8 protein-coding genes are annotated in these 11829 nt (G+C 48.2%); all 8 read right to left on the bottom strand.

Annotated elements, in window-relative coordinates; translation table 11 throughout:
• Positions 1 to 24: 24 nt before the first annotated feature.
• The 8 genes from QVO39_RS02120 to QVO39_RS02085 all read right to left on the bottom strand — a co-directional run bounded on the left by QVO39_RS02120 (position 25) and on the right by QVO39_RS02085 (position 11555).
• Positions 25 to 1329, bottom strand: a complete 1305-nt coding sequence (locus QVO39_RS02120) for an OmpA family protein (RefSeq protein ID WP_021902819.1) — start codon at positions 1327 to 1329, stop codon at positions 25 to 27.
• A gap of 19 nt (positions 1330 to 1348) precedes the next feature.
• Entirely contained in the window at positions 1349 to 4951 is a 3603-nt protein-coding gene (locus tag QVO39_RS02115) for a FimB/Mfa2 family fimbrial subunit (protein WP_021902818.1), read from the bottom strand.
• A gap of 39 nt (positions 4952 to 4990) precedes the next feature.
• Positions 4991 to 6127 (bottom strand): hypothetical protein, encoded by a 1137-nt coding sequence (locus QVO39_RS02110; protein ID WP_021902817.1) that lies wholly within the window; start codon positions 6125 to 6127, stop codon positions 4991 to 4993.
• Between the two features lie 77 nt (positions 6128 to 6204).
• The gene (locus QVO39_RS02105; RefSeq protein ID WP_021902816.1) at positions 6205 to 6375 is read right to left on the bottom strand and encodes a hypothetical protein; all 171 of its coding nucleotides are present in this window, start codon (positions 6373 to 6375) and stop codon (positions 6205 to 6207) included.
• Between the two features lie 26 nt (positions 6376 to 6401).
• Positions 6402 to 8753, bottom strand: a complete 2352-nt coding sequence (locus QVO39_RS02100; RefSeq protein WP_021902815.1) for a GumC family protein — start codon at positions 8751 to 8753, stop codon at positions 6402 to 6404.
• A gap of 15 nt (positions 8754 to 8768) precedes the next feature.
• Positions 8769 to 9590 (bottom strand): polysaccharide biosynthesis/export family protein, encoded by an 822-nt coding sequence (locus QVO39_RS02095; RefSeq protein ID WP_021902814.1) that lies wholly within the window; start codon positions 9588 to 9590, stop codon positions 8769 to 8771.
• Positions 9591 to 9642: 52 nt separating this feature from the next.
• Positions 9643 to 10374 (bottom strand): sugar transferase, encoded by a 732-nt coding sequence (locus QVO39_RS02090; protein WP_021902813.1) that lies wholly within the window; start codon positions 10372 to 10374, stop codon positions 9643 to 9645.
• A gap of 53 nt (positions 10375 to 10427) precedes the next feature.
• The gene (locus tag QVO39_RS02085) at positions 10428 to 11555 is read right to left on the bottom strand and encodes a glycosyltransferase (RefSeq protein WP_021902812.1); all 1128 of its coding nucleotides are present in this window, start codon (positions 11553 to 11555) and stop codon (positions 10428 to 10430) included.
• Between the last annotated feature and the right edge of the window lie 274 nt (positions 11556 to 11829).

Here is an 11829-nt window from a genome sequence, read left to right as displayed (position 1 = left end):
CACTTATTTATATGGGGGGGCTAGTTACTTAGCCACACGAGAGATCACAGCACGGCTGCAACGTGGGTCGTCGTAGAACATATTCTCTACGCCACCGTTGGACTCGCGGATCAAGCGGTCACGGCTGATGCCTTGCTCGTTTACAAGGAAGTCGATCACCACCTTAGAGCGCTGCTCGCTGAGGAACTGATTGCGCTTTGAAGAACCGGTACCACGGTCGGCATAACCAGCGATCACGAACTTCGCATTTGGCTCACGACGCATTGCCTCAGCTAGGTAGCCTAGGTTCACCTTATCCTTATTAGAGAGGTCCCACTTATCGATCACGAAGGTCACGAGTAGTGGACCAGCGATGATCGTCTCCTTAGCCTCCTCTACGACAGCTTGACTAGCTAGCTCATCACGGAGTGCCTGATTAGCACGCTGTAGCTCGTTGACACGGTTACGAAGGGTGTTGAGTAGCTCCTCATTGTAGGTCACTACAGTGGTATGGCTACGGTTCCAGCCACGGCCAGGGATATTGTAGGTCAGACCCAACTGTGCCTGTAGGATACCCTCGCCCCAGCGACCACCGATCTGACCATCAAAGCGGTCATTGGCATAGAAAGCATCGGCAGAGAGGTGTAGCCAAAGAGCATCAGAAAGACGGCAGGCAGCGATCAGACCACCATTGATAGTGGCCTCGTTGCTCTTATCACGATAGACCATCTTGTGATCCTCCATCACCGCAGCGTTGTTGAACGAGTGTCCCCAACCGATACCTAGGTAAGGCATTAGGTGGAACACACGATCCTCCTTGTAGCCACCGAAGAGGTTCACCACGTCAAAGAGCACATCTACTGAGCTATTGAGGTACTGCATCTTGGTATCGTACATATCATAGCCGACACGCTTGGTAGCCGCCTCATTCACCTTACCAGCGATATGACCCTGCTTCATCATAGGATCCACGATAAAGCCTTGGTAGTTGCCAGGGATATTCTCGGTATGACCCGAAACACCCTTCAGCTCCCAGCCAGTAAAGCGGGCACGTACAGCGATGGTTGGGGTAAACCACTTACCGAATGCTACTGTAGCAGCAGGGGTGAGGCGGTCCACAAAGTCCATCTGCTTATTGTGGTCACCAAAGAGCATCTGAGCACCACCCTGTAGGGTGATGAACCAGTTATCGCCAAAGTGATTGGTCTCCACCTTGTACTTATCATCATTGTAAGTCACCACTTTAGTGGAGTCGGTAGCGAACTCGCTCACCACCTCGCTCTGAGCAGCGGCCCCAATAAAGGTCACTGCTGAGAGTCCGAGGACTGAAATGAATTGTCTAATTTTCATATACTATCTTGATTTACTATTATTTTCTTTTCTTAGCTGCTTGCCACTCGGCATCGGTTAAGTCACGCACGCAACGGAACCAACCTGCATAATTCTCAACTTGAGGACCAAATGTTGGTGTATCAAATGCCATTGGCCATATTAAGCGAGTATCAACGCGCATAAAGAATCCTGGAGTTACAGTATTCCTTTCAGAAAAATAAGGAATGGTACTAGCCCATACTATAAAACGCTTACCAGCTGCAGAAGGTGCAGAGTCATAGTGGAACTCTGTAGAACTGGGTGTGCAAAGACCCATAATTGCCAACTCAGACATATTAGGCATTCTCCACTTACCTTTATCTGATGCATTACTCTCTTCAAAATAGGAATAGCAAGGGCTCATCCCCATCCGAAGCAAACGTCTTAAATCAGGCTCTTTAGCACTATCCATGGTGCCAGGCTTCTTTAGATTACCATTAGGGAAACTAGTCACATAGCGCTTTGAAAGCTTAAACCCTTTATAATAGACACGCATTGATGCGTCACGCTCATTGTGCTTAGGTAGCTCTCCATCGGCAAAGGCAAAGCGAGCCACGGATGGATTTAGGTGATCATACCCCACAAATACACCTCCACGGTCGTCTTCTTTCTTCCTCTGAGTTTTATTGTCAAAATTAGGGATGAATCTAAGCATCTTAGGAGCCTCAGCAACGAAATATTTATCGGCGAAATTATACGAGAAGCCATCTGGATCCTCAATACTCGACTTTTCTATAATACCAAGGTCTCTAATCAAACGAGTGGTTGAACGCAAATCACGTATCTTAGAAACAGGAGCACCTGAGCCTGGAACCAATCCGTTTAATATTTCGAGGAGTGGACAAGCAGATAGGGTAGGCACTATAATGGATATAGGATTTGACCCATATACTGAAGTACCTCCTAAGTAAGCAGAAGAGGTGTACAATACTAGCTTATTTTGGAATTTATCGACCTTAGGAGCCTGAAGGCGAGCATAACCTGGCAAAGCCTGCTCAAACATTGCTAGCATCTCCGCTTCCACCTGTGAGGGAATATACCACTTCATCTCATTAGCCTGCATATATCCGTCACGGTTCACATCACGATTGCGTAAGAAAGGTGTAAAGAGTGCCACATCTTGCTTCAGCCTTCCAATCGCCGCTTTTCTTGATGGATTGAAAGTAGTACCAGTAGGGGCACCTATCGTCTGCTGTTTCCAAATATCACGAGTAGGATACTGCGTAACTCCATCTTCGCGCCCAAAGGCACTAATAGAGGACATCAAATACTTAACTTTCTCACCATTCTTTGTCTCGCCATTACGCACAGCATCACGCATCCACAGAGCATATCCACCTATACCCGTTGATTCATCAACTATCACCTGTGAAGCTCCCAATATATTCCACGTATTGATCCAACCATTAGAGGTACAGTTGTTGATCCAGCGAGAAGTCTCTCCAGGGCCTTGAAATGCAAACGCAATATTTGGGTTTTCATCAATTGACTCTACACCCCATACACGAATGCCTTCAGGAGCCTCTGTAAAGAAGGTCTTGATAGAGTGCTGGCTCACCGATACATAGGTACCCTTCACATAGCTATTCTTCTGGTCGGGAGAGGTACGGATATTATCGGTCAGCAAGAAGAACTTACGGTCGGGAGCATTACAGAAAGTCTTCCAAAGATCAGCCTGCTTATTTTCGTGCTTTCTCTCACTTCTAGCAATCTTACTTGGATCCCAATCGTAGTAGTACTCGTCAAAGAAGAGCGTAATACAGATGTTATTATTGCTATCAAAAAGAGGCTTAGGGTCATTGAGCAACCAAGCAAAGAATTGCTCTACCGTAAGGGTCTTATTCCAATAAGTTCCAACGTTATCTCCTTGTTTAGCATCAGCTACAGTTTCGGAGTAAATCACCTCAGGCAACTTCGTATTATCAAAGTAGCCATTCTTTGTCTTCTTTGGGTCATGGACATAGATACGGATCCAGTCACTATCTACCTGTTTATCTCTAGGGACGCCATCTAGTCGTGCATTATTGGCTTCTACTTTATTGTAGGAGACTACTCTGAGTGGCTGGAAAGGAGACTCCACCATAAACTTCAGCTCAGCATCTGGCTTAAGCTCCTTGGTATTGATATCATTAAAGATATTGAAGTCACTAACATTGAGGGTAAAAGTACGCTGCTCATAGTGGCTATCCAATTGGAAGGTAGGTTTATTACCTACCACGGTACCTCCCTCTACAGAGGGGTTGGGCTCCACTAGCTTATCAGAGGCGGTCGCCTCTACAATGATATTCTCCACACCATTGATCGTAATGGTGTACTTATAGTGGGTGGCAGATTCAATATTGTAGTCATTGAGCTTCTTTAGGTCTGCCTTTGAAGGAGCATCCCAATTGGTGTGTTCACCACCAAAGTCACCAAGCACCACTGAATAGGTAACGGTGGCTCTCTGCTCAATATCATTCTTATTGATGACTAAGTCAGCCTCCATCACAAATGCAGTTGCCTCCTTAGGAGCATACACCCAATCACCATTATCTACCTTGTTAGGATCGTCTGCATTGGTGGTCTTCACACGCTTTTGACGGAGGTCAAAGCCCTTGTAGCCCGAAACACCTTGTCTTACCTCTTGTGCCTTTTCGATCTCAGCTAGCGTAATCTCTTTGTTATAGCCAGGGTAGTTGGGCATGAGGTAACCTTCAGCTCTAAATTGACTATTTTTATTCACACCATCGTCACCTGCATCCACCAGCATCTGTGTAGAGCGAGTGTTCAAAGGCTTGATGACGTCAGCACCACCTTCGTTCTTCTTAGACACCGCATTAAAGATGTCGGTATTGGTAGGGATATTCTCAAAGTGATATCTAATCGCATTGATGGTCACTCCATCACCCGCTTTAACAAAGGTAGAGATTTTAGCCACATAAGGCACTAACTCAATGCTCACCTTCTTTTCCCCCTTATGAAAGGTATTTGCAGCATTAACCGTTTGATATGCATACAGCAAAGGAGCCTCATAGCGCTCAGTGGAAGCATACTCGTGGTTAGCTTGATTGATGTTGAGGCGGAACTCTTTCAATTGATCGAGGGTCTCAATGCTCTTTAGTTGGGCATCGCTTTCAAGGACAGCACTTCCTTTCTCTATGTCGAAGTTTTCAGAGTCAAAGTTGGCAAGTGCTACGATGGTGATTTTGTCCTTGATATTCTTCAGACGGAGATTAATCCTATCTTTGAGTTGACCTTTTTCCTCGGTTCCTCCAAAATGAATCCCCTTATCAGTTGATCCCTCACCTGTCGTAGGGGCATAATCCCTAGCTACGAAACCAAAGTCTTTTTCCACATCGTGGCTAATAATTGGTTCACCGACTCTGCGACCTTGTCCATCAAATACCCAAACTACGAGACTCTCGATACGGTGCTCATCCTCTGGGCGGAGGTGTGAGCGTAGCGTCACCTCATCATAGTCTTTAACCGTGAAGCTGACATCCAGCGCGTCAGGATCGCCCCCCTCCCCATAGAGGTCTATGGTTCGCTCGTTCTGACAAGCAGCGAGGGCGAAGAGTGCCACCAAGGTGGCAGTAAATAGTTTCAAATATTTTGTTACCATTATATTCTTATTTATCTATGTAATATAAATAGTTCTATCTTAGTCAAATGCAGGAGGATTGATCTCTAGGATATAGAATGAGTTGGATCCAAACTCCGCACCAATCTTTGGAGAGATACCTACGTTCATGCGGTAGTAGCGACCATCGGTATCAGCAAACATGGTCTTATTGCCAGCCAGTTCTTTACCAATAGGCAAGCGGAACTTCTGTATGCTCTTATCCCAAGCATTGTTTTCGGTATTCCACACCTCCCACGTGATGGTGATTCCAAACTCACCACTAACAGGGGTCATAGGTCTAAACCAAACAGGCAAGATTTGTCGCTTGGCAGTAGGACCGAATTCAAGACTACTCAGATGATAGGTCACCTTGTTGGCTGCAGTCTCCACAGTCCAGTCATTCACCTGATCCGCGAAAACGTTATTGGCAAAGGTGGAGCCACCAAATGCCATACCATTGGACTCTATAGTGAGCTTAGGGCGATGCTCAATATTGGTGTCGTTGGAGTTGGCATCATACCCATTAAGATTCATCACATTATCAAAGTGTACAAAGAAGATGTTTCCAAAGAGGTGGAAGTTGATAGGACCACCACTTGTTGTGTGAACAGAGCTCCACAGATGGGTAAACCCCTCTTTCTCTTGAGTTGAAATCAATGGCCAGGAAACTCCAGGCTTACTCATATTGACATTACCCTCGTTCGTCATAGCGGTATGTAGCACCACACCTGTACTCTTTGAAGTACTGGTATTATCAATAAAAGCACCCTTAGTGATATTAGCATCTTCTTTAAGCCCACTTGTGGCAAAGTACTTTATTCGCTGGTCTACAACATTATCAGTAGTATATGGGAAGCTAAGATCACCTTTGTAAGAACTCTTAAACTTGAATGAAGCTGCTACTGCTTTACTCTCAGCAGTAGTTGGGTAGTAGACCAACATATTGAGCGGTTTGTTTTCCACATTCCACTTGATCACTGCAGGGGTATCTTTCGTAGCACCACCCTCAAAGAGTGCTTTTAATTTATTCGTAGAGCCAGCACCACTTCCATCAGCAATAGTAGCCGTAGCGTGTGCATAGCAATACTCCTCTGGATTCTCCGAGTGATTGCAAGCAGGGGTTGTTGCCAGCAATAGGGATGTGCCAAGGAGAGTAAAGAAAATTCTTTTAGTCATACGTTCTTTCTTACTTAATTACATTAACAATCTAATGGATCACCTCTTTCTTTCTAAAAAGGGGATCAGGATTGAACTTAATCAATGATAAACCAATCATTCACATCACCATCTTCACCGGTACCCTCGCCTGGCAAAGCCTTATCAGGCATATTGGCGCTGGGAGTAGCATTGGCTAGGAAGGCCTTTTCGATCCGCACCTCCTCTACGGAGAGGGTAGGCGCCTCGTACTTCTTGTTTTGTTTCATAATTTCTCTGATTTTAATTCTTATGTTTATTTTCCTTTTTTCTTAAGTTTACCTTTTCTGGCCCCTTGTCCATAGCCATAGCCGTAACCATAGCCATAACCGTAGCCGTAGCCACGTTTGCGGAACTCTGCGCCATTGAGGATCAGGTGCATATTGGGGAGGAGCGACTCATCATAGATGCGCTGGATATCGGGGAGTACCCGCCTATCGGTCACACCCGAGCGGATCACGAAGAGGCTCATATCCATACCTCTTGAGACGACCGCCGCATCGGCCACTGCCACGAAGGGCACAGAGTCGAAGAGTACAAAGTCGTAGTCGGCACGTAGTGTGGCGATCAGTTGGTCAAACCGCTCATCCATCAGCAGCTCTACAGGATTGTAGACCTCACCACCAGTGGAGAGGAATTGTAGATTGGGCAGCTCGGTATCGGGCTGTACCATCATGGGTGCCAGCTCTGAAGTGGGGTCGAGGATATAGTCACTCACCCCTGCCCCTGTGAGCTGGAGACGGCGAGAGAGGCTCGCCTTGCGTAGGTCAAGGTCCACCAATGCTACCCGCTTGCCTAAGAAGGCGAGAGAGCGGGCGAGGTTGTAGGAGACGTAGCTCTTACCAGCCCCTTCGAAGAGGGAGGTGAGCATCACGGTACGACCACCCTCAGCCCCTTGTATATTACGTAGGCGGAAGAGGAGACTGGTACGGAGGATGCGGAACGCCTCAGTGCTGGCATCGTCGCCTTGAGCGGCAATGCCGTGTATGGTGTGCTTCTGCTGTAGTGGATCGGCTGGCGTCACACCCAGCAGTGGGATAGAGAGGGCCTCTTCTAGCTCCTTCTTGCTACGAACCTTATTATCACTCACCAATTGGATCACGAAGACAAAAGTAGTCAGCACCAAAGCGGCCAAGATCGCGATGGCGATACTCTTGGTACGATTGGGGCTAATGGGTTGATAGCCGGTATAGAAGTCGATCACCTTGGCATTGGTCTCAGCCGTTGCCTGGTTGAGGGAGTTCTCCTCACGCTTCTTGAGTAGGAAGACATAGAGGTCGGCCTTGATCGATTGCTGACGCGCGATATCAAGAGTACCGAGGTCACGATAAGGCTGCGACTTCATATTATTGATCGCTACCCCCTTGGCATTCTTCATCTGCCGGAGCGAGAAGTTCTTGGAGCTGATGAGGTTGTCAATCGCCGTGGTGATATTGCCCTTGAGGAGACCCAAGGTCTGGTCGAGCTCTTTCACCACAGGGTTATTGCTACTGCCCTCTTGCCCGATTTGGTCGCGACGGATCTTCATCTCATTGTACTGAGCAATCTGGCGACCGATGGTGGGCTCCACAATATCCTCACCTGGAAGGAGGCTCTGCTGGCTCTGCGGATTGGCGATGGCGGCACGAACCGAGCGGAGCAGTGATAGCTCACGCTCTACCTGACTGATCTCTACCGCATTGACACTCCCCACCTCAAGGGCGGTGACATCGATTGCCTCACTCTGTGCTTCGGCTAGCTTCTGCTCTACACTACCGAGCTCCTCGCCCATCGCCACGATACGGTCGTCGATGAATTGAGCGGTCTTGCGGGCACTCTCATTTTTATCATCAATCGCCTCCTCATTATAAACCTCTACGAGTGCCTTGAGCACCTGCTCAGCACGGTAGGGGTGGTTATCTTTGATTTGGAGTTCCAGGATACGGGTCATCTTCTGTGGGTCGGTGGTCAGAGCCCCTACATAGCGAGAGGCAACTGCCATCACTGGCCACTTGCTCACCTTGATGGTGGTTCCCTTGGTCTTCGACTCCTCAAAGGTGTCAGTAGCGAGTACCGTTAGTGGTCCATAAGGGGTCTGGATTGTCTTTCCCAAAGGTAAGGTGAGGGTTTTCTCTGGCTCGGGGAATCCTTCAATCTCCACTTGATTATCACCCAGATAGGTCATCTCAAGTGCAAAGGATTGGGAGGAGAGACTATCGACCGTCACAAGACGCAGTGGGGTATTATTGTATAGCTCTATATAGCGGAGGTTGCGCTTGACTTGATAATTGACATCGGCACCTGCTCGCTTCACCGCCTCAGCCATCAGCATCTTGGAGCGGAAGATATAGACCTCATTGTTAAGGCTATTATTGCCTCGCCGTGAACCCACCTCTAGATCCACATTCATATCGGCACGGGGGTCTTTGATCATCACCTGTGCACCGCTAGAGTAGATCAGTGGCCGCCTCGCCACCCAATACCACGATGCAGCGACGAAGAGGAGGATCACCGCCACGTACCAATACCACTTGGAGAGGAGGAAGCGGAAGAGGTCGATCGCATTGAGGCCTGTCGCCCCATTGACTTTGGGGGTTCCCTGCTGATGTATGTTAGGATTATTACTCATCTATTCACTAAATGCTTATCTCTTGAACTGCATCACTGCTACCAACACAGAGACTGGTAGAGTGATCAAACTAGCCACACGGCTGAAGACACGCCAAAAGGTATCCTCCTTTTCGTCCGTCACATATCTTGGTGGCACGTAGATCATATCGCCTTGCTGTAGGTAAAAGGCGGGGCTACTGATCACCTCGGTACTCTTCACATTATTGGGGATCATGATGTAGCTATCGCCCGACTTGCGGAGCACCAATACCTGCTCGAAATCGCCCTTCTCATTAATGCCTCCCGACATCGCAATCGCCTCGAGGAGGTTGATGCTCCCCGATTCTACGGTATGCTTGCCTTGATTGAGGCTCCCTAGGGTATAGAAGATAAAGTCGGCATACTCGGCATAGACCTTAGGATCGGCCAAGTAACCACCATTGATGATCGCATTGGAGATGGAGTTTTGGAGCTCATCGATGGTCATTCCTCCCGCTTGTATCATACCCAGCACAGGAAAATTGATCATCCCTTTTTGATTGACCCTATAGACGTTTTGGCGGTCGGTACTACCTCCATACTCCTGACTTCCTACCGTCCCATCCTTAGAGACTTGCACCTGAGAGGTGGTGGACTGATTGAAGGGGGCGGCCAGCTCTAGTCGCGAACTACTCACTACGATACGGATGTTATCCTCGGGCTTAATAGTCGCCTTGGAGTCGTAGCGTGCTTTGTACTCACGCAGGTACTCCATATCCTGCAAGTAGGTGATATCTTTGACCGATTTGCACGAACTTACCAGGAGAAGCACCATCAGCATTCCCCAAAGGGATAAATTATTGACAATATACTTCATGCTACAAAGGTAGGAAAAAATTAATTAATGAAGTGAGTAGTTGGTGACGAAATTAAAACTTCTTAAAACTTAAGATCGAGAGACTGGTCTTCCAAATAATGGAGAGATCCCTCATCAGACTAGGGGACTTGATATAGTCGAGGTCCATCTCGAGGCGGTGGAGCATCTTGGCGAGGGTATCGGTATAGCCATTGTAGAGGGTGGCTTCGCTGAAGACGCCCGGACGCATCTCATAGAGCTCTTCGTAGCGAGAGTCGGCCTCCATAATCTGATCGATAAAAAACTGACGCTCGGGGCGATACCCTACAAAGCTCATATCACCACGTAGGATGTTCCATAGCTGTGGAAACTCATCGAGGTGGTGGTTGCGGATAAAGGAGCCTACCTTGGTGAGGCGTGGATCCTGACCCTCGGTAGCACAAAGCTGTGGGCGACCACCTTTTTCGGCATCGATCCGCATGCTCCTAAACTTATAAAGGGTGAAGGGTTTGCCCCCCTTGCCAATACGCTCTTGCTTAAAGATAGGAGAGTGCTTGTCTTCACGCCATACGAGGAAGGCAATCACCAAAATAGGAAGTCCAAAGACAAGTAGCCCGCCGAGGGCAATCACGATGTCGGAAAACCGCTTGATCGCTCTATAGGCCAATGATGAGTTAGAGCTAGCGACGGTCTCTTCTACCTCTGCCTCCCGTGCAGGGCAGGTGAGACTTACGGCTCTATCTCCCTTGATTCGTTCTTCTTCTTCTCTCTCGTTTTCGAGACTAGTCCAAGTAATCATTTTCATAGTGTTCTAACTTATGGTGCTATCACAGATAGCTGGATAAGTAGTCTATTATATTATTGTTTCAATACTTCTTGATAAATCTCTACGCAGCGGTCGGTCATGGCATCGATGGTGAAGAGTGATTCGAACCTTGCTCTTGCCCGATCGGCATAGGCGTGGTAGCCCGCTTCGCTGGAGCAGATCTCCTCTACTGCTCTCGCCAAAGCCTCGCCATCCCTTACTGGTACCGTACGACCGGAGTCGTGGTCTTTATTGACCCAAGCTACCCCACTCTCGGGGATCTGGGTGCTGACCACTGGCTTTCGGTGGCTCATCGCCTCTACTTGTACAATGGCAAACGCTTCGTTTTTGGTGATGGAACTGAGGACAAAGAGGTGGCACGCCTCTAGGTAGGCCACCTTTTCTTCGTCGCTAATGAAGCCAAGGAGCTTCACTTTATTGGTCAGTCCCTCTGCCTCGATCTGCTGCTGTAGCTTCTGCTCGAGGGGTCCCCGCCCTGCAATGAGCACCACATAATCATCGCTCAGGTGCGACGCCATATCTATCAGGTACTCTATCCCTTTGTAGGGAACCAGTCGGCCAATGGTGAGGAGGAGTCGCTTGCCTTGGTACTTGGCTTGTATCTTTTGCACCAATTCTGCATTGGGATGCTTATCGGGGATCCCAATCGGTAGGTAGGTGAGCTTGGAGCGATCGCGAAGACCTCTCGCCACCTGTGGGCTCTCAGCTACATAGATAGGAGTGGTACCGACCACTTTATCTGCCCGCTGGAGGAGCCAATCCTCTATCGGCTGGTACATTTTGTACAACCATGGACGCACCAAGACATCGCTATGCCAGTGCAATACCACTTTCCCTTGGTAACCGGAGTGCTTGAGCACCCAGCCGGCCATAGGATCGGGGTGGTGAATGTGAATCAAATCGTAATGCCCTTGGATCTCACGTAGCTTGCTGAGCAACTGGGGTGAGAAGGTGGTGCCAAACTTCCTGAAGAGGGTTTTGCTGATGAAGGTGGTACCCCCATCAATATGTGCTACTTCTTTGTAAGGACCCGCATCATAACTGCTGCAAAGTAGGTCGCAATCGATTCCACGAGTGGGTAGAGTATCCCGAAGGAGCTCCATCACCTTTTCTACCCCGCCTCTGACTGGGTAAAATTTTCCTAACTGTAGAACTTTCATTAACCTCTTTACTACTCAATTTGTTACCTCAACCTAGCAAAATCCCCCCCCCGAGCGGTTGTTAGTGGTGTTTGGTTACATATCATTCACATATTCACGCCACAAAGGTAGAAAAATATGTAATACCAACCAAATAAACACCACACTAATTTTGCTAGAGGGATAACTGCAGCACCTTACAAATGTATTGCAACAACGGTGCAGACCGCACAATCGTCAAGCAAAATCACGGGAATTGGCACCTAATTGGGGGAGGGTACCTGATCGGACAAGA

Source organism: Porphyromonas sp. CAG:1061 (assembly GCF_000435035.1).
GTDB lineage: Bacteria > Bacteroidota > Bacteroidia > Bacteroidales > Porphyromonadaceae > Porphyromonas_A > Porphyromonas_A somerae.
Note: the sequence above shows the minus strand (reverse complement) of the source record. Positions and strands in the feature narration are given on the sequence as shown.

Bases quoted from the DNA above. Each gene is read 5' to 3' on its own strand.
- QVO39_RS02120 (WP_021902819.1), bottom strand. From the start codon at position 1,329: ATGAAAATTAGACAATTCATTTCAGTCCTCGGACTCTCAGCAGTGACC.
- QVO39_RS02115 (WP_021902818.1), bottom strand. From the start codon at position 4,951: ATGGTAACAAAATATTTGAAACTATTTACTGCCACCTTGGTGGCACTC.
- QVO39_RS02110 (WP_021902817.1), bottom strand. From the start codon at position 6,127: ATGACTAAAAGAATTTTCTTTACTCTCCTTGGCACATCCCTATTGCTG.
- QVO39_RS02105 (WP_021902816.1), bottom strand. From the start codon at position 6,375: ATGAAACAAAACAAGAAGTACGAGGCGCCTACCCTCTCCGTAGAGGAG.
- QVO39_RS02100 (WP_021902815.1), bottom strand. From the start codon at position 8,753: ATGAGTAATAATCCTAACATACATCAGCAGGGAACCCCCAAAGTCAAT.
- QVO39_RS02095 (WP_021902814.1), bottom strand. From the start codon at position 9,590: ATGAAGTATATTGTCAATAATTTATCCCTTTGGGGAATGCTGATGGTG.
- QVO39_RS02090 (WP_021902813.1), bottom strand. From the start codon at position 10,374: ATGAAAATGATTACTTGGACTAGTCTCGAAAACGAGAGAGAAGAAGAA.
- QVO39_RS02085 (WP_021902812.1), bottom strand. From the start codon at position 11,555: ATGAAAGTTCTACAGTTAGGAAAATTTTACCCAGTCAGAGGCGGGGTA.